The 18,488-nt window shown below is 70.7% G+C and carries 15 protein-coding genes and 1 riboswitch; of the genes, 7 read left to right on the forward strand and 8 right to left on the reverse strand.

All coding sequences use genetic code 11. The features are described from left to right. Nucleotides 1-153: 153 nt before the first annotated feature. Entirely contained in the window at nt 154-1,347 is a 1,194-nt protein-coding gene (ftsY, locus tag ACIQCY_RS10035; RefSeq protein WP_400483740.1) for a signal recognition particle-docking protein FtsY, read from the reverse strand. A 64-nt stretch (nt 1,348-1,411) separates the two neighbouring features. Here ftsY and ACIQCY_RS10040 point away from each other — a divergent pair, with 64 nt between their 5' ends. Then, nucleotides 1,412-2,761: an MFS transporter gene (locus ACIQCY_RS10040; RefSeq protein ID WP_400483741.1), complete on the forward strand. Its 1,350-nt coding sequence runs from the start codon at nt 1,412-1,414 to the stop codon at nt 2,759-2,761. Here the strand turns inward: ACIQCY_RS10040 and smc are convergent. After that, on the reverse strand, nt 2,758-6,378 hold the full coding sequence (gene smc, locus ACIQCY_RS10045) for a chromosome segregation protein SMC (protein WP_400483742.1): 3,621 nt from the start codon (nt 6,376-6,378) through the stop codon (nt 2,758-2,760). The two genes, ACIQCY_RS10040 and smc, sit on opposite strands and share 4 nt — an antisense overlap. Nucleotides 6,379-6,611: 233 nt before the next feature. On the opposite strand from smc, the gene ACIQCY_RS10050 reads away from it, so the two are divergent. From ACIQCY_RS10050 to ACIQCY_RS10060, 3 genes are read left to right on the forward strand one after another with little or no spacing between them, the layout of a single operon-like run. Further along, on the forward strand, nt 6,612-7,637 hold the full coding sequence (locus tag ACIQCY_RS10050) for a 3-oxoacyl-ACP synthase III (RefSeq protein ID WP_400483743.1): 1,026 nt from the start codon (nt 6,612-6,614) through the stop codon (nt 7,635-7,637). Next, complete coding sequence (locus ACIQCY_RS10055; RefSeq protein ID WP_400483744.1) at nt 7,631-10,255, forward strand: alpha/beta fold hydrolase; 2,625 nt, start codon at nt 7,631-7,633, stop codon at nt 10,253-10,255. Before ACIQCY_RS10050 ends, ACIQCY_RS10055 begins: the two co-directional genes overlap by 7 nt. Further along, entirely contained in the window at nt 10,252-11,217 is a 966-nt protein-coding gene (locus ACIQCY_RS10060; protein ID WP_400483745.1) for an NAD-dependent epimerase/dehydratase family protein, read from the forward strand. The genes ACIQCY_RS10055 and ACIQCY_RS10060 overlap by 4 nt, the downstream gene beginning before the upstream one ends. A gap of 94 nt (nt 11,218-11,311) precedes the next feature. Here the strand turns inward: ACIQCY_RS10060 and ACIQCY_RS10065 are convergent, their stop codons facing one another. The 6 genes from ACIQCY_RS10065 to coaD all read right to left on the reverse strand — a co-directional run bounded on the left by ACIQCY_RS10065 (nt 11,312) and on the right by coaD (nt 15,628). Continuing rightward, nucleotides 11,312-12,142, reverse strand: coding sequence for an NlpC/P60 family protein (locus tag ACIQCY_RS10065; protein WP_400483746.1), 831 nt, complete (start codon nt 12,140-12,142; stop codon nt 11,312-11,314). Between the two features lie 2 nt (nt 12,143-12,144). Continuing rightward, nucleotides 12,145-12,352: riboswitch (cyclic di-AMP (ydaO/yuaA leader) on the reverse strand. Nucleotides 12,353-12,462: 110 nt separating this feature from the next. After that, on the reverse strand, nt 12,463-13,425 hold the full coding sequence (mutM, locus tag ACIQCY_RS10070) for a bifunctional DNA-formamidopyrimidine glycosylase/DNA-(apurinic or apyrimidinic site) lyase (protein WP_400483747.1): 963 nt from the start codon (nt 13,423-13,425) through the stop codon (nt 12,463-12,465). Beyond that, on the reverse strand, nt 13,426-14,160 hold the full coding sequence (rnc, locus tag ACIQCY_RS10075; protein WP_400483748.1) for a ribonuclease III: 735 nt from the start codon (nt 14,158-14,160) through the stop codon (nt 13,426-13,428). It lies immediately after the preceding gene. Between the two features lie 74 nt (nt 14,161-14,234). Next, a complete protein-coding gene (gene rpmF / locus ACIQCY_RS10080; RefSeq protein WP_043445822.1) occupies nt 14,235-14,438 on the reverse strand; it encodes a 50S ribosomal protein L32 in 204 nt (67 codons plus the stop codon). A 2-nt stretch (nt 14,439-14,440) separates the two neighbouring features. After that, nucleotides 14,441-15,007 (reverse strand): YceD family protein, encoded by a 567-nt coding sequence (locus ACIQCY_RS10085; RefSeq protein ID WP_400483749.1) that lies wholly within the window; start codon nt 15,005-15,007, stop codon nt 14,441-14,443. Nucleotides 15,008-15,160: 153 nt separating this feature from the next. Beyond that, nucleotides 15,161-15,628, reverse strand: a complete 468-nt coding sequence (gene coaD / locus ACIQCY_RS10090) for a pantetheine-phosphate adenylyltransferase (RefSeq protein WP_400483750.1) — start codon at nt 15,626-15,628, stop codon at nt 15,161-15,163. 120 nt (nt 15,629-15,748) lie between these two features. Here coaD and ACIQCY_RS10095 point away from each other — a divergent pair, with 120 nt between their 5' ends. The 3 genes from ACIQCY_RS10095 to ACIQCY_RS10105 all read left to right on the forward strand — a co-directional run bounded on the left by ACIQCY_RS10095 (nt 15,749) and on the right by ACIQCY_RS10105 (nt 18,342). After that, nucleotides 15,749-16,984, forward strand: a complete 1,236-nt coding sequence (locus ACIQCY_RS10095) for an aminotransferase class I/II-fold pyridoxal phosphate-dependent enzyme (protein ID WP_400483751.1) — start codon at nt 15,749-15,751, stop codon at nt 16,982-16,984. Beyond that, nucleotides 16,981-17,796, forward strand: a complete 816-nt coding sequence (locus tag ACIQCY_RS10100) for a spermidine synthase (RefSeq protein ID WP_400483752.1) — start codon at nt 16,981-16,983, stop codon at nt 17,794-17,796. The genes ACIQCY_RS10095 and ACIQCY_RS10100 overlap by 4 nt, the downstream gene beginning before the upstream one ends. 165 nt (nt 17,797-17,961) lie before the next feature. After that, on the forward strand, nt 17,962-18,342 hold the full coding sequence (locus ACIQCY_RS10105) for a hypothetical protein (RefSeq protein ID WP_400483753.1): 381 nt from the start codon (nt 17,962-17,964) through the stop codon (nt 18,340-18,342). Nucleotides 18,343-18,488 lie beyond the last annotated feature (146 nt).

The following is an 18,488-nucleotide window of genomic DNA, read 5'->3' on the forward strand; positions in this document are numbered from 1 at the left end:
GTGCGTGTTTCCGTCCCTGGGGCATCACATTGCCGGGAAGTTACATCACTCTCACCGACGTAAAAGACGCGTGACACTGATGTTTCCGGCAGGTTTCCCTCCCGCCGGATCCTTGCCGGCCGGCCGGTCGTGGCCTATGGGGTCCGCCGCGGCCTAGTTCAGCAGCGCGTCGACGAAGCTCTCGGCGTCGAAGGGCGCGAGGTCGTCAGCGCCCTCGCCCAGGCCGATCAGCTTCACGGGCACCCCGAGGCTGCGCTGGATGGCCACCACGATGCCGCCCTTCGCGGTGCCGTCCAGCTTGGTCAGGACGATGCCGCTGATGTTCACCACCTCGGCGAACACGCGGGCCTGGCTCAGCCCGTTCTGGCCCGTCGTCGCATCGAGTACCAGCAGGACCTCGTCCACCGTGCCCTGCTTCTCGACCACGCGCTTGACCTTGCCGAGTTCGTCCATGAGCCCGACCTTGTTCTGCAGCCGCCCGGCGGTGTCGATCAGGACGACGTCGACCTCCTGCTCGATGCCCGCCTTGACCGCCTCGAAGGCGACCGACGCGGGATCGGCGCCGTCGACGTCGGACTTCACCGTCGGGACGCCCACACGGGCTCCCCACGTGGCCAGCTGTTCGGCAGCGGCAGCACGGAACGTGTCCGCCGCGCCGAGGAGCACGTCCTTGTCATCGGCGACCAGCACGCGGGCGAGCTTGCCCACCGTGGTGGTCTTGCCCACGCCGTTGACGCCGACCACCATGACGATCGCGGGCCGGTCCGCGTGGCGCTGCGTGGCGAGCGATCGGTCCATCGACGGATCGACGAGCTTCACGAGCTCCTCGCGGAGCATGTCCTTGACCTCCGCCGGGCTGCGGCTGCCGGCGACCTTCACCCGTTCACGCAGGGCGTCCACGAGTTCCATGGTGGGCTCGGTACCCAGGTCCGCCATGAGGAGTGTCTCCTCGACCTCGTCCCAGACGTCCTCGTCGATCCTGTCCCGGGACAGCAGGGCGAGCAGGCCCTTGCCGAGGGCGTTGTTCGATCGGACCAGGCGCGCCCGAAGCCGGGCGAGCCTGCCCTGCACGGGATCGACGGTATCGAACCGGGGCGGGGCGGGCGCCTCGTCGAGTCCGCTGAGGTCATCGGGGACGAGTACGTCCGTCGGCACGCCGTCCGGGCGGTCGAGGACGTCGGTGGAGGTGGACCCATGGGCACCGCCGTCCACCTGGTCATCGGGATCCCGCGGGGAGGAGTACAGGCCCGGAGGCGTCCGCCTGCCGCGGAGGAGGAGGACGGCGACCGACCCGATCACGGCGATCGCGAGGATGACGAAGATGACGGGCAGAAGGATGTCGTTCACTGATCCACCTTCTCATACGGGCCGATTGAGCATCCGTTCGCAGCAGTGACAGAATGCGAGGATCATGGCTGGACTTCCCCGCGCACGCACGTTCCCACCCCTCAGGCTCCTGCCCAGGAGGAAGGGTGCCGGAGGTGCCCCCGCGCAGGAGCGCCAGCGCATCCCCCGCGAGATCAGGGTCCTGATCGCCGCGGCGTTCGTGATCGCCATCGGGTTCGGGCTCGTGGCGCCGATCCTTCCGCAGTTCGCCCAGAGTTTCGATGTCGGAGTCACGGCCGCGTCGGTGATCGTCAGCGCCTTCGCGCTCACCCGGCTGCTCTTCGCACCGGCGGGCGGCTGGCTCGTGGAGAGGCTCGGCGAGCGCCCGGTCTACATCGTCGGCCTGCTCGTCGTGGCGCTCTCCACGGCCGCGTGCGCCTTCGCCGCCGACTACTGGCAGCTCCTGGTCTTCCGGGCCCTGGGCGGCATCGGCTCGACGATGTTCACCGTCTCGGCCATGGGGCTGATCGTCCGGCTCGCCCCGCCCGCCATCCGTGGCCGCGTCTCCGGCGCCTATGCGACGGCCTTCCTGCTGGGCAGTATCGGCGGACCCATCATCGGCGGCCTGCTCGCGGGGCTGGGGCTCCGCGTGCCGTTCCTCGTCTACGCGGCGGCGCTGCTGATCGCGTCGGCGGTGGTGTTCTTCCAGCTCAAGGACACCTCGCTCCAGGACCGGCAGTCCGCACGGGACCGGGCGCCGCTGACGGTCCGGGAAGCAGTCAGGGACTCCGCGTACCGCGCGTCGCTCGTCTCGAGCTTCGCCAACGGCTGGTCCTCCTTCGGCATCCGGATGGCGCTGGTACCGCTCTTCGCGACGGCGGTGCTCGACGCCGGACCGCAGATAGCGGGCATCTCCCTCGCCTTCTTCGCCGCGGGTACGGCCCTCGCCCTGACGGTCTCCGGGCGGCTCGCCGATACCGTCGGCAGGAAACCGCTCGTGGTCACCGGGCTCCTGGTGAACGGCGCCGCCATGGCAGCCCTCGGCTTCTCGGGGAACGTCGTCGTGTTCCTTGCGATCTGCGTGGTCGGGGGCGTGGGAACGGGCCTCCTCAATCCGGCACAGCAGGCCGCCGTCGCGGACGTCATCGGCAACGGGCGCAGCGGAGGCAAGGTCCTGGCGTCCTTCCAGATGAGCTCGGACCTCGGTGCGATCTTCGGGCCGGTCGTGGCGGGCCTCATCATCGACACGCTCTTCCCCGGCTCCTACGACCTGGCCTTCGTGGCGACCGGCGCCCTCACCCTGCTCGCCGCCGCCGTCTGGCTCGGGTCACGGGAGACCCTCCCCCGGCCGGGTGAGGAGACCGGTCGTCCGGTCCCGGGCGGGGACGGCATGACGGCATCGCGGACCAGGGACGCCGGACAGGCCCCGGACTAGCCGAGGACCTGCTCGACCTCGGCGGCCAGGCGCTGGCTGATGACGGTGGACACGCCGTCGCCGCGCATCGTCACGCCGTACAGCGCGTCGGCGACCTCCATGGTGCGCTTCTGGTGCGTGATGATGATGAGCTGGCTGGACTCGCGGAGTTCGCGGAAGATCGTGATCAGCCGCCCGAGGTTGGTGTCGTCGAGGGCGGCCTCGACCTCGTCCATGACGTAGAACGGCGAGGGACGGGCCTTGAAGATCGCGACCAGGAGGGCCACGGCCGTCAGCGACCTCTCCCCGCCCGAGAGCAGGGACAGCCGCTTGATCTTCTTCCCGGCCGGCCTGGCCTCCACCTCGATGCCGGTGGACAGCATGTCCGAGGGATCGGTGAGGAGGAGCCTGCCCTCGCCACCGGGGAAGAGGGTCGCGAACACGCGCTCGAACTGTTCGGCGGTATCGCGGTAGGCAGCCGTGAAGACCTCCTCGACGCGCTCGTCGACCTCGCGGATGATGTCGAGGAGGTCCTTCCGGGTCGCCTTGAGGTCCGCTAGCTGCGTACTGAGGAACTGGTGCCTCTCCTCGAGGGCCGCGAACTCCTCGAGCGCGAGGGGATTCACCTTGCCGAGGGCCGCGAGGTCCCGTTCGGCCCGCCTCAGCCTCTTCTCCTGCTGCTCCCGCACGAACGGGATGCCCTGCGGTACCGGCCGCCCGTCGTCGTCGACCGGCGTCCTCAGCGCGGCCCACTTGTCCTCGGCGACCGACTCCTCCGGCACGGGCAGGTGCGGGCCGAACTCCTGGACGAGATGGTCCGGGGTGAGGCCCAGCTCCTCGATGGAGCGGTTCTCGAGCGCCTCGATCCGCAGCCTCTGCTGGGTACGGGCGAGCTCGTCGCGATGCACGGAATCGGTCAGGTGAGCGAGCTCGACGCCGAGGTCGGCATTCGCCTTCCGCACGTCCTGCAGGTCGGCGTCCTGCTGCTCGCGGAGGCGCTCGGCGGTATCGCGCAGCTCCGCAGCCGCGGCGACCGATTCAGCAGCCCGCCGTTCGGCCCGCCGTGCCGCCTGCGCGACGGCGACCGCCCTCAGTGCCTGTGCCCTGCGGATCCTCGCCTTCTCGGCCGCCTGCTCCCGTGCGCGACGCTCCGCCTGGGCCGCCCGTTCCAGTGACGCCGCCCGGTTCGCGAGCGCGGACAGCTGTTCCTCCCTGCTGCGCAGTGCGAGTCGCGCTTCCAGTTCCGCCTGCCGCGCATCGACGGCGGCGCGCTGCAGGATGTCCCGCTGCCCGGTGGACGGCTCGGCCTCGACCGGCTGGTCCTGCAGGTCCTTTAACCGCTGGGCGGCCTCCTGCAGCCTCAGTTCCTCCTGTGCCAGGTTCGCCTCCGCGGCCCGCAGGAGCGCCGTGAGCCGCTCGGCCTCTCCGGAGGCGGAGCGCACGCTCGCGTTGAGCTGGCCCAGCTGCTCGGCGATCGCTGCCATCCGCGCGTCCGACTCGTGCAGACCGTCGAGCGCGGTGTCCACGCGCTGCTGTGCGGCCAGCCGGTGCGTCCTCGCCGCGGCCAGCCGGAACCGGAGCCGCTCCCTCGCGGCGCCGGCCAGGTCCAGCTTCTCCTCCGTATCCCCTGCTGCTGCGCGGAGCTCGAGGTAGCCGGCGGCACCGGGGGTCCCGCCGCGGGCAGCGTGCCGGGACAGGACATCCCCGTCGCAGGTCACCGCGACCTCGGCCGTGCCGCGTTCGACGGCGCTGCCGGCCGCCGTGAGGTCCCCGACCACGACGACGCCGGCCAGGAGGTGGTCCAGCGCCGGCTGCACCGCAGGCGGGACGGTGACCACGGACAGGATGGGGAGCGTACCGCCGCTCCCGGGGGTCGGCACCCCGTCCGGCGCCGCCGGGGGCGCCTGGGTCGCGTCCTCCTGCAGCCCTGGTGCGACGACGAGCGATACCTGCCCGGCGTCGTCGTGCTTCATGAGCTCGAGCGCCTGCACTGCCGCGACGATGCTGTCCACCGCCACCGCGTCGGCCGAATGCGCCAGCGCGGCGGCCACCGCCTTCTCGAAGCCGTGGGCGACCTGCAGCAGCCGAGCGAGCGGCAGGAACACGCCGTCGAGCCCGGACGCGAGGAGCGCCCCGGAGCCGTCCCGCTGCTGCAGGCCCTCGCGCTGCGCCTCGAGCCGCGCGGCCAGGGCACCGCGTTCGCGTTCCGCCGCCCGCTCCGCGTCCACCAGTGCGTCGAGTTCCTCCGTGATCGACCGGAGGGCGGCGGACGCTTCCTCGTACTCGGCGTCGAGCCCCTCCTCGCCCTCCTCGTCACCGGCGACCCGGGCCTCGAGGGCCGTGAAGTCGCGTTCGGCGGTCCGGCGGCGTTCCTCGGCCGCGCCGATGGACGCACGAAGCCGGCCCAGTTCCGCGACGGCCGATTCGACGCGCGACCGTGCCGCACCCACCGTCCCGGCGAGCCGCGCATCCCCCTCCCGCCTGTCGGCGGCGGCCCGGAGCAGGCGCGCGAGCCGCGCGTCCTCGGCCGAGGACGCCTCCTCGGCGGCGCGGCGGCCGGCGAGGGTCTCCTCCAGCGCCCGGCCGAGCGTCGCGACCTCGTCCTGCAGGCCGGCGACCTCTGCGCGGACGCGTTCGGCCTGCCGGTCCAGGTGGTCGGGGTCGCGCCCCTGGTCGGGCTCCGGCCCGCCCTGCCCCAGCAGGTGCCCCCGGTCCTCCGCCCGGGCGGCGAGCGCGGCCAGCTTCTCCCGGGCACTGGACAGGGCGTACCAGGTCTCCCGTGCGCTGTTCAGTGCCGGAACCGACGCCGCCGCCGCCTGCTCCAGGTCCGCCTGGCGTTCGCGGCCCGCGCCGAGCTGCTTCTCGACCTCTTCGCGGCGGGCGTGGAGCGCGGCTTCGGCGGCGACGTCGCGCTCGTAGCCGGAGCGCAGGCCGACCAGCTCGTCCGCGAGCAGCCGGGACCGGGCATCCCGCACCGCGAACTGCACCTGCTGGGCACGTCGGGCGACCTCGGCCTGCTTGCCGAGCGGGGTCAGCTGCCGCCGCAGCTCGGCCGTGAGGTCGGACAGCCGCGCGAGGTTGACCTGCATGGCGTCGAGCTTCCGCACGGTCTTCTCGCGCCGGCGGCGGTGCTTGAGGATCCCCGCGGCTTCCTCGATGAAGCCACGGCGCTCCTCCGGGGTGGCATGCAGCACCTTGTCGAGCTGGCCCTGCCCGACGATCACGTGCATCTCGCGGCCCAGCCCGGAATCCGAGAGAAGCTCCTGGATGTCCAGGAGCCTGCAGTTCTTGCCGTTGATCGCGTATTCGGAGCCGCCGGCCCTGAAGAGGGTGCGGGAGATGGTGACCTCGGAGTACTCGATCGGCAGGGCGCCGTCCGAATTGTCGATGGTCAGGGATACCTGGGCCCGGCCCAGCGGCGCCCGGCCCGACGTCCCGGCGAAGATGACGTCCTCCATCCTGCCGCCGCGCAGGGTCTTGGCCCCCTGCTCCCCCATCACCCAGGCGAGGGCATCCACCACGTTCGACTTGCCGGAACCGTTGGGGCCGACGACGGCGGTGACGCCGGGTTCGAAGTCGAAGGTGGTTGCCGAGGCGAAAGACTTGAACCCTCGCACGGTTAGACTCTTCAGATGCACGGTGTCAGGATCTCCAGGTGGGTCGGGGCTGTCCCAATGTACTGGAACGCACCGACTCTACGGAGCACCGGCCGGGCAAGGCCGCGGTCCCACGCGAATTCGGAGTGACCGTCCCACGCATTAAGAAGTAGGCTTACAAAAGTTTCAGCAGTATCCAGAGGCGTCCAGGCCGATCCACCCGTGGATCCCTTCCGGCCACGAACCGGCGCTGACCAGTTGACGAGGCAGGAAATTTGACCGGTAACGCGACGTTTCGACATGACAACACGGCCTTGCTCGCCGTCACGAGTGTGGAGGCGCCGGTAGTCGTCAGTTCCGCAGAGTTCGACGAACGGCTGGCACCCAGCCTGAAGAGGCTCCGCCTCTCGAAGAGGCTCCTCGAGCGCGTGGCCGGGGTCACGGAGCGCCGCTGGTGGTCGCCGGGTTCGGACTTCGACGACGCCGCGATCGAAGCCGGCGCCAAGGCGATGGCCGAAGCGGGCATCGAGCCCGGCGACGTCGGCCTGCTCATCAACACCTCCGTGACCCGACGGAACCTCGAACCGTCGGTCGCGGTGAAGATCCACCATTCCCTGGGCCTGCCGTCCTCGGCCATGAACTTCGACCTCGCCAACGCGTGCCTCGGCTTCGTCAACGGCATGACCCTCGCGGCGAACATGATCGATTCGGGGCAGATCAAGTACGCCCTGATCGTCGCGGGCGAGGACGCCCAGCGGACACAGGAAGCCACCTTCAACCGCCTGAACCGTGAGGACTCCACGCGCGAGGACTTCCTCAGCGAATTCGCGACCCTCACCCTCGGCTCCGGTGCTGCCGCCGCCGTGATCGGCCCCGCCGACCTCCACCCCGGCTCGCATCGCATCCTCGGCGGGGTCTCCCGCGCGGGGACGCAGCACCACGAGCTGTGCGTGGGCGGCATCGACGGGATGTACACCGACACCAAGGGCCTGCTCGACGGCGGACTCGAACTCGTGGTCACCGCGTGGCACGAGGCGCAGGCGGACGGCTGGAAGTGGGACGCGATGGACCGCTACGTCACGCACCAGGTGTCCAACTCCTACACCAACGCCATCATCAAGGCCGTCGACCTCGAGCGCGAACGCGTCCCCATCACGTTCCCGCACTGGGGCAACGTGGGGCCCGCCTCCCTGCCCATGACCCTCGCGCAGGAATCGCAGTCCCTGGCCCCGGGCGACCGCGTGCTGTGCCTGGGCGTCGGATCCGGCCTGAACACCTCCATGATGGAGATTGCGTGGTAGCACTCCCCGGCGTCGACCCCTCATGGTCGACGTACCTCGACGTGCCCTCGACCAGCGGAGCGGACGCCCCGGGAGCGAGACACCGCTGGCACTACCTCGACAACGGGCTCGGCCGGGGCGGCGAGGACGTGCGGGGTACGCTCCTGTGCGTCCACGGGAACCCGACGTGGTCCTATCTCTGGCGGAGCTATCTCGCCGCCGGTCTCGCTGCCGGCTGGCGCGTGATCGCCGTGGACCAGCTCGACATGGGCTACTCGGAGCGCACGGGTGCGTTCCGGCGCCTGGCGGACCGCATCACGGACCTCGAGGACTTCGTCGCGGCCGTGGGGCTCACCGGTCCCGTCGTCACGGTCGGCCATGACTGGGGCGGCGTCGTCAGCCTCGGTTACGCCCACCGCAACCGGGAGGACCTCGCAGGGGTCATCCTCACGAACACGGCCATCCACCAGGATCCGGACAGCCGCATCCCCGCGCCGCTGAGGCTCGCGCTCGCCCCGGGCGTCCACGGCCTCGGCACCCGGACCACCAGCGCCTTCCTCGACGTGACGCTCGCCCTCGCGCGGCCTGCCCTGGACCGCGACGTACGCCGTGCGTTCCGCGATCCGTACCGCACGGCGGCCGATCGCCAGGGCATCGCGAACTTCGTCTCGGACATCCCTGCCGACGCGTCCCACCCGAGCCACTCCGCGCTCACCACGACGGCGGAGGGCATCCGCAGCATCGATGTCCCCGTGCTGATGATGTGGGGACCGCACGATCCCATCTTCTCGGACCCCTACCTCGAGGACCTCGCCCGCCGCCTGCCCCACGCGGACATCCACCGTTTCGAGCGCGCGAGCCACCTCGTGCAGGAGGACGCCGACACGGCGTCGACCGCGATGGAGTGGCTGGCGGCGCGGTCCGTCGGAGCGGGCACACCCGAGGCTGCCGCCACGGCGCCGTCGACCGACGCACCCTACGATCCGCTCGGCCGACGGATCGCGGACCTGGCCGCCGGGTCGCAGGGTTCGACGACGGCTGTCGCGGAGATGACCCCTGCCGGTCCGCCGCGCACGCTCTCCTGGCAGGAACTCGCCGACGACGTCGACGCCGTCGCCGCGGGCTTGACGGCGCTGGGCTACGGATCCGGCAGCCGTGTGAGCCTGCTCGTACCCCCCGGGGTGGACCTCACCGTCCTGATCTACGCCTGCCTCCGGATCGGCGCCGTGATCGTGGTCGCCGACGCGGGCCTCGGTGCCCGCGGCCTCAGCCGGGCCGTCAAGGGTGCCGCGCCCGACGTCGTCATCGGTATCGAACGCGCCCTCCTCGCCGCCCGTGCCTTCGGCTGGCCCGGGCGCCGGATCAGCGCCACCGCGCTGCCGGCGGCGAAGCGGACAGCACTACGCGTGGAGGCTTCGCTCAACGACCTGCGCGCCGCACGCCCCGGACCATCCGCTCCGCCCGCCCCGGCCGCCGATGCCGACGCCGCGATCCTCTTCACCTCGGGCTCGACCGGTCCGGCGAAGGGCGTGGTCTACACCCACCGCCGGCTGTCCGCGATGCGTGACGCCGTCGAGTCGACGCTGGGACTCGGGCCGGGCGCATCGCTCGTGGCAGGCTTCGCGCCGTTCGCGCTGCTCGGCCCCGCGCTCGGTGCGACCTCCGTGACGCCCGCCATGGACGTCACAGCCCCGCGGACACTGACCGCGCAGGCCCTCGCCGATGCCGCAGCTGCCGTCGACGCGAGCGTCGTGTTCGCATCGCCGGCAGCCCTGCGGAACGTGCTCGCCACGTCGTCCGACCTCAGCCCGGCCGGGACGGAGGCCCTGGCTCGGATCTCGCTGCTGCTCTCGGCCGGCGCCCCGATCCCCGTCCCGCTCCTGGACGCCGTGCAGCACCTCGTCCCCGCGGCAGCACTCCACACGCCCTACGGGATGACGGAATCGCTCCTCGTCACGGACATCGACCACGACGGCATCCGGGCTGCGGCAGCCGCCGCAGCGTCCGGCCTCGCCGGCGCCGGCAACGGGGTCTGCGTCGGCCGCCCGGTCAACGGAGCCCGGGTGTCCGTGGCCCCGCTCGACAGCGCCGGCACGGCGACCGGGGATCCCACGACGGCGCCGGGGGTGACGGGCGAGATCCTCGTCGACGCCCCCCACGTCAAGGACCGCTATTTCCGGCTGTGGAAGACGCAGCAGGATTCCGCACGCACGCACCCCTGGCACCGCACGGGCGACGTCGGGCACTTCGACGCCGACGGCCGCCTCTGGGTGGAGGGCAGGCTGGGACACGTCATTACCGCCGCGGCGGGAATCGTGACGCCCGTCGGACTCGAGCAGGCGCTGGAGGAGGTCGACGGCGTCCGTCTCGCCGCGGTCGTCGGCGTGGGCCCTTCGGGGACCCAGGCGGTCGTCGCGGTGCTCGAGGCGAAGGAGGCGGGACGCCGTCCGCACCTCGCCGCATCCCCCCTGGCGGCAGCTGCCCGGTCCGCGGCACGCGAACGCGGGATCGAGCTCGCGGCCGTCATCACGGTTCCGGCCCTGCCGGTGGACATCCGCCACAACGCGAAGATCGACCGCGCGCGGGTCTCCGAGTGGAGCGGCCGGTTCCTCTCGGGCGGACGGGCAGGATCCCTGTGACGGTCCTCGTGACCGGAGCGAGCGGCATGCTCGGACGGGCCGTCGCCGAGCACCTCCTCGAGGACGGCCACGAGGTGCGGTGCTTCCAGCGCCGCCCGTCCGGCGTCGACGGCGCTCAGGACGCCCTCGGCTCGATCACGGACAGGACGGCCGTCGCCGCGGCGGTGGAGGGCTGCGACGCCGTCATCCACCTGGCCGCGAAGGTATCCTTCACGGGCGCCCCCGGCGAGTTCGTCCGCACGAACATCGACGGCACCCGGCACCTCCTCGACGCAGCCGAGGAGGCAGGCGTCACCGACGTCGTCCACGTCTCCTCGCCATCGGTCGCGCACCAGGGGACGTCTCTGGTGGGTGCAGGGGCCGGTCCGGCCGATCCGGACCACGCCCGGGGCGACTACGCGCGCACGAAGGCAGCGGCCGAACTGCTGGCCCTCGCCCGCTCGACCCCCGCCTTCCGCGTCGCGGCCGTACGGCCGCACATCGTCTGGGGCCCCGGCGACACGCAGCTCGTGGAGCGCGTCATCGACCGGGCCCGCCACGGCCGGCTGCCCCTCCTCGACGGCGGGACCGCCCTGATCGACACCACGTACGTCGACAACGCGGCGTCGGCGATCATCGCCTGCCTCCGCCGGATCGAGGCCGCCCGGGGCCAGGCGTTCGTCGTGACGAACGGCGAGCCGCGCCCCATCGCGGAGTTGCTCGAGGGGATCTGCCGTGCCGGAGGGGTGCGACCGCCCGGATGGTCCGTACCCGGCTCCATGGCGCGCGGCGCGGGCGCCGTGATCGAGCGCGCCTGGCGTGCGCTGGGACGGCCGGAGGAGCCGCCCATGACCCGGTTCCTCGCCGAGCAGCTCTCGACGGCGCACTGGTTCGACCAACGGCGCACCCGGGCGGTCCTGCAGTGGGAACCGTCGATCGGTATCGACGAGGGCTTCGAGCGGCTGGCTGCCTCCTACCGCTGAGCAGGCGGAACTCCACCGGGACATGGCGAAGGGCGGGATGCATGCATCCCGCCCTTCTGTGTCACTGCTGCGTCATCGGCGGACCGACGACACGCTAGCGGGTGTAGTAGCCGTCCACCGACATGACGTTGACGGAGTGCACCTGCGTGCCCTGCGAGGGGTTGAGTGCACTGATCATCTGGCCGTTGCCGAGGTAGATACCGACGTGGCTGCCGCCGTTCTGGCTCACCAGGTCGCCCGGCTGGGGGTTGTTGGTGCCCTTGAGCGCGGCGAACTGCGACCAGGTGGTGCGCGGCAGGTTGATGCCGTTCTGGGCGTAGACCCACTGGACGAAGCCCGAGCAGTCCCAGGCGCCGTAGGACGTTCCGCCGTAGACGTAGCCGGACCCCTTGCCCTGCAGGGCCGTTCCGACGATGCCGGGAGCGGGCGCACCGATCGATGCCGACTGGAAGCTGTACGGTGCTGCGGGAGCAGGAGCAGCGGGAGCAGCCTGCGGTGCGGCTACGACGGAAGCGGACTGCACCGAGTACTGCTGGGGTGCAGCCGAACCGCTGAGCGAGAGCGACTGGCCGGGGTAGATGATCGAGCTGTAGCCGAGGCCGTTGGCCGTGAACAGGCCGTCGAGGCTCACGCCGTGAGCTGCTGCGATGCTGCCGAGGGTGTCGCCCGCCTGGACCGTGTAGGAACCGGCCGAAGCGGTGCTCACTGCCGCGGCCTGCTGGCTGACCGTCTCGACGGGGACGATCTCGCCTGCGGCGCTGGCCGGAAGTGCGGCGCCGATCATGATGCCGGATGCGGCAACGACGACGGCGGCGGGCTTGCCAGCGACCGAAGCAGTCGCGGTGACTGCACGGGATGCCGTGACGAGGGGGTTGATACGCGCAGGGACGGCCCGGTGGCGCGCGACATGGCTCTTCTTGGACATGATGATGCCTTTCCCAATGCCTACGAAGTTAGCTGTCGGGTTCGGATGGGACATCCGGACACGCTGTTCGTGGACCACCGCCCCAAAGCTGGTCCACGCGTGTCTTTACCCCTAGGACTCGTGACGAGTCCGCTATCGGTTCCCCCGCCCCTGTCGAATGTCTTGTGCGAACGGTCCGTCCTCATCGACAGGGTTAGGCAGAGTGAGGAAGGGCGCCCCTCCGTGGTGGACGGGCGCGGGGTTAACGGTACGCGCTGGACCTGCTCTTGTCACGTTTGGATCACGAGACCTGGATCTCGCCGAATTTCCGGCACGCTCGGCTACAGGCGTGCGTTGCGCGGCTTCGGCTGGCAGAAGGGACACAGGTAGGACGACCTGTTCATGAAGGACTCCCGGCGCAGCAGGGTATGCCGGCCTTCCGCGGCACACCGGCGGCAGGACAAACCGGCGCGCCCGTAGGCTTCGAGGTCCCGGGCGAAGTAGCCGGACGCCCCGTTCACGTTCACGTACAGCGCGTCGAAACTCGTGCCGCCGGCCGCCAGGGCGCGCGTCATGACGGTGGTGGCCGCCTCGAGGATGCGCACGGTATCGGGACGCCTCATGGTGTCGGTGGGACGGGCGTAATGGAACCTGGCCGCCCATAACGCCTCGTCGGCATAGATGTTGCCGATGCCCGAGATGAGCCCCTGATCGAGCAGGGCGCGTTTGAGCCCGGTCTTCCGTTGCCGGAGCCGTCGGTGGAAGGACTCCGCGGAGAACGCCGGGTCGAGGGGATCCCGCGCGATGTGTGCGGCCTGATGGGGCACCAGGGGAAGGCTGCCGGCTCCGAGCCCGCCCGGCCCGCCGTCCTCCGTCGGCTCCAGGTCTGCGACGAACATGCCGCCGAAGATGCGCTGGTCCACGAACCGCAGGTCGGCCGGAAGGTCCGCGCCCTCCTCGTCGACAGCGCGGGAGAGCCGGAGGCGTACCTTGAGGTGCTTCTCCAGCGGCGCACCGGGCTCCTCGATCAGCAGTTGCCCACTCATGCCGAGGTGCGCCATCAGGGCCACGCGCGGGTGGGCGGACATGCTCCCGGGGTCCTCGAGGGTCATCCAGAGGAACTTCCCACGGCGCACGACGTCCCTCACGCGGGCACCCGCGACGTTCCCCTCGAAGTCCTCCACGCCGGCGACATGACGTCGGAGCGATCGGGCGTCCAGGACCTCGACGGTCTCGATGACGCGCCCGGTGACCCAGCGCGCAAGGCCGCGGCGCACCACCTCGACCTCGGGCAGTTCAGGCACTCAGGGCCCGACGGCGGGCCGGACGTCCGCCGCGTCGCTGTCGGGCGATGCACCGGCACCGGCCACCAGGAGCTTCCAGGACTCGGCCGCGGCCGCCTGCTCGGCTTCCTTCTTCGAATTCCCGCAGCCGGAGCCGTACTCCACACCGCCGATCAGCAGGCGGGCCGTGAACGTGCGGGCGTGGTCGGGGCCCGTCCCCTCGACCTGGTAGTCGATGAGTCCGAGACGCCGTGCCGCCGCCGTCTCCTGGATGCGGGTCTTCCAGTCGGTGCCTTCGCCGAGCACGGCGGAATCCCGCAGCAGCGGTCCGATCAGCCGCATGACCATCACGCGCGCAGTCTCGATGCCGTGGCTGAGGTAGGCCGCACCGATGACGGCCTCCATGGTGTCGGCGAGGATCGAGGCCTTGTCGCGCCCGTTGGTGAGCTTCTCACCCTGCCCGAGCAGCACGTAACTGCCGAGGTCCAGGGAGCGCGCCACCCCGGCGAGTGCCTTGGTGCTCACGACGGCCGATCGCCTCTTCGCGAGCTCACCCTCGGAGAGTCCGGGATTGTCGCGGTACAGCGCGTCCGTCACCGAGAGGCCCAGCACCGAGTCGCCGAGGAACTCCAGGCGCTCGTTGGTGGGGATCCCGCCCTTCTCATAGGCATAGGACCGGTGGGTCAGGGCAAGACGAAGCGTCTCGGCGTCGATATCGACACCGAGACGCTTCGTAAGGTCTTCAGTATTCTTCACAACCGCATCAGCTGATCCAGCATCGGGCCGATGCCCGCCGCACCGTCAGGCATGCGGCGGGCCGGGGTCCGTTGTCAGACGTCGGCTACCTTGCGGCCCTTGTACTCGAGGAACAGCGGCGTGCCGGCTGAATCGGTGACAACCTTGGCCTGGTGGGCGAGGCTGTAGGTGACGCGGCCGTTCTCGAGGGTCTTGACCAGCTTGGGGGCGGTTGCCTTCCACTGGGACCGGCGTGCGCGGGTATTCGCGCGGGACATCTTCCGCTTGGGGACAGCCACGGCTAACTCTCTTCTCTCTCGTCTGACTCTGACTTGGGTGCCGCGTCATTCTCAGCGGCGGTGCCTGCCAACCCGGCGAGGGCTGACCAGCGAGGATCCAGAACTTCATGGTGGTGGTCCGGATCATCGTTGAGCCGGGCTCCGCATTCGGAGCACAGACCCTTGCAATCCTCCCGGCACACCGGCTGGAATGGCAGCGACGTAACCACCGCATCCCTCAGCACGGGCTCCAGAGCGACCGAATCGTTCTCCACCCTGTGCTGTTCTTCTTCCTCTTCCACCGACAGCGACTCGGAGTCGCTGTAGAAGAAGAGCTCCTGGATGTCCACGTCGCGGTCGAACCGCAGTGGCTCCAGGCAACGGCCGCACTCGCCGGTTACCTCGACGTTTGCCGTTCCCGACACCAGGATTCCCTCATGTACCGATTCGAAGCGCAGGTCGAGTTCCATCTCGGAACCCTCCTGCACGCCGATCAGGGCGACGCCGAAATCCTTCGGTGCCGGTACATGTTCCTCGATTGTCCGCATGCTTCCCGGACTGCGTCCGAGATCCTTGACGCTGAACGTCAACGGCGAACTGAGATCGCTTTTAATGGTGACTCCTGTAGAACATATGACCGACGTACCATCCTAGCCTGATCATCCGGGCAGGCCCAAAACGACGGGCGGACAGGCGGCGGGGACGCTGCAGGCCGGAGAATGCGGCCCGCGCGGCCAGGACCGTCACGGTACGAGCCGACGGAGGACCGCGTCCGGGACGAAGGGACGGATGTCGCCTCCGAGCGAGGCGACCTCCTTCAGCAGCGTGGACGAGACGTGGGCGAATTCCGTGGCGGTGGGCAGGAACACGGTGTCGACATCGGCGAGGTGGCGGTTCATCGTGGCCATCGGCAGTTCGTAGTCGAAGTCGAGGCCCGACCGCAGCCCCTTCACGAGTGCCGTGGCCCCGTGGTCCCTGCAGAAGTCCGCCAGGAGTCCGGTACCCATCGGCAGCACGGTGACTCCGGGCAGGTGCGCGACGCTCGCCGTGCAGAACGCCATGCGGTCGTCGATACCGAACCGGTACTTCTTCGAGTAGTTCGTCGACACGGCGACGATCACCTCGTCGAAGAGCCGCGAGGCGCGGCTGATGACCTCGATGTGGCCGTTGTGGACGGGGTCGAACGATCCGGGGCAGACGGCGCGGCTCATAGCCCCACCGTACCGAAGAGCGGGAAGAGCCGCGGGACCACGCCTGGACCCGCGGTGCGCCGGTCGTGGTCCGCCGTCGTGGTCCGCCGTCGTGGTCCGCCGAGCGGCAATACTGGAGTCATGACGACACACGCGGGGAAGAGTGCGACGCGGAACAGCGGCACGGCGCCGTGGGCGAGGGCGGCGCTCGGGGCCAACCTGCTCGACAGCGACGGAAAGCTCGGCATCACCATCTTCGAGGAGGTGACCGCCCTGGCGCAGCAGCATGCGGCGATCAACCTGGGCCAGGGTTTCCCGGACGAGGACGGACCGCGGGAGATCCTGGACGCCGCCCGCTCGGCGATCGCCGAGGGCGCCAACCAGTACGCCCCGGGCCAGGGACTCGCCGTCCTGCGCCACGCCATCGCCGCCCACCAGGAGCGCTTCTACGGCCTGACCGTGGATCCGCTGACCGAGGTGATCGTGAGCACGGGCGCCACCGAGTCGATCGCAGCAGCGATCCTCGCGTTCGCCGGCCCCGGCGACGAGGTGCTGACCTTCGAACCCTTCTACGACTCCTACGGCGCCGTGATCGGGCTCTCGGGTGCCACGCACACCACGGCCCCGCTGCGGGCGCCCGACTTCCAGCCCGATGCCGCGAGCCTCGAAGCCGCGTTCACCGACCGCACGAGGATCGTCGTCGTCAACAACCCGCACAACCCGACAGGCAGCGTCTTCAGCCGGTCGGCCCTCGAACTGATCGTCCGGCTCGCGCAGCGCCACGGTGCCATCATCGTGACGGACGAGGTGTACGAGCACCTCACGTTCGGGGCGGCGCACCTGCCGATCGCCACCCTGCCCGGGGCCGCAGAGCGCACCCTGACGATCTCCTCCGCGGGGAAGACGTTCTCCGTGACCGGATGGAAGATCGGCTGGCTCACCGGGCCGGCGCACCTGGTGGCCCAGGTGCGCACCGTCAAGACCTTCCTCACATACACCTCGGGGACACCCTTCCAGGGCGCCGTAGCCCTCGGCCTCGGACTGCCCGACGACTTCTTCTCCGCCGCCGCCGCGACCCTGCGGAAGAAGCGGGACCTGCTCGGCGAGGGCCTGCGGGCAGCCGGCTTCGACGTCTTCGAGCCGGCGGGCACGTTCTTCACGATGGTCGACGCGGCACCGCTCGGCATCGAGGACGCCACCGACCTCGCGCGGCGCCTGCCGTCCCTGATCGGTGTCGCGGCCATCCCCGTCGCGATGTTCTGCCACGCGGAGGGAGCACAGCGGACGCGGTCCCTGCTGCGGTTCGCCTTCTGCAAGCGCTTCGACGTGATCGAGGAGGGCGCGCGCCGCCTCGCGACGCTGCGGGAGCGGGTGTGATCGGGGTGCAGCAACCCGGCTCCGACGACTTCGAGGTACCCACGCGCTGGCTGCCCGGAACGGGGGCGTACGCGGAGATCGACGAGGACGCCTACATCGACGGCGCCCTCATCCTCAGTATCGGGGGCGCCCAGCAGTCGCACGTGGACATGCTCCATCCCGAGCGCGTGTTCTACGAGTACCTGCAGCGCATCGCCAACGTCATCGACCTGGCGGGGCCGCCCGGCGCTCCCCTGCGGGTCCTGCACCTCGGCGCCGGGGCCCTCACACTCGTGCGGTACGTGCAGGCGACGCGGCCGGGATCCCGGCAGATCGCCGTCGACCTCGAGTCCGAGCTGATCGGATTCGTCCTCGACGCGATGCCGCTCCCCGAGGGGACCGCCTGCGAGATCATCATCGGGGACGCGGCCGATGCCGTCCTCGAGCAGCCGGACGCAGCCTTCGACGTCGTCGTGCTGGACATCTTCGCCGGAGCCGACGCGCCCGCCCACCTGACGTCGCCGGATTTCGCCGCCCACCTCCTGCGGGTCTGCGCCGGGGACGGCGTGGTGCTGGTGAACGTCGGCGACGATCCTCCGCTGGCGTTCGCACGCGCCCAGAGCCGTCAGCTCTCGGGGCTGGCGGGCGCAGCCGCCGTCCTCACCGAGGCGGGGATGGTGGGCGGCGACCACGCCGGCAACGTCATCGTCGCCGCGCGGTCCGCGGGCTGGCCGGATGCCTGGACCCGGACGCTCCTCGCCGCCGGCCCGCACCCGGCCGCCGTCCTCGTGGGGCCCGAGCGACGGGCCTTCGAACGGGCTCTCGACGCGTAGCGCGCCGAACCACTGCACGGCACGGTTGCGCCGGTGGCGCAGCAGGGATCGGGCCGGGCACGGGTCGCACCACGGCCGAGCGGCTCGGGACTCCTTGTCAAGCAGGATCACGGTCCCTGCCGGGCCCGTCGCCCACCCAGTCTTGGAGGGCTCGAGCAGCCGGGCGTGAAGAACCTTGCACGTCGGGGGACCGGAACCATGAACCACAAGCTGCGCATCACCGTCCGTCTGGACATCGATCTCCACTGGGCACGCATGGATGTCCACGGGTGCCTCACGGAGGAGAACTGCCGTGCACTCCTGCCCATCGTGAGACGCAGCTTCCGGATCCTGCAGGAGCCGAACGTCGTCATCGATGCGAGCAGCGCCCAGCACATCGAACGCGAGGGCGTGGACGCCCTGCATGGACTCGGCATCACCGGCCCCACGGCACACCCCGTCTTCAGCGACCGCACCGGCACCTGTTCCCTGATCGTGCCGGACGTCCTGCCCGTGTGTCCCTCCCACTTCCCCCGCCCCCATGGCAGCCACCGGTTCGCAGCATGACACCCGACGGTCCGCGGCGCCGATCGTTCCCTCTGTCCCGTGGCGGCGCCGGCCCATCCGGAGACCGGCCCCACCCGAAGTACGTGCACACGGGCAGCTCCGTTCACGGCTGTACCCTGAGATGGGAGCCGGCCGCCGCCGCGTGG

The organism is Arthrobacter sp. NPDC092385 (assembly GCF_044755105.1).
Lineage (GTDB): Bacteria > Actinomycetota > Actinomycetes > Actinomycetales > Micrococcaceae > Arthrobacter_D.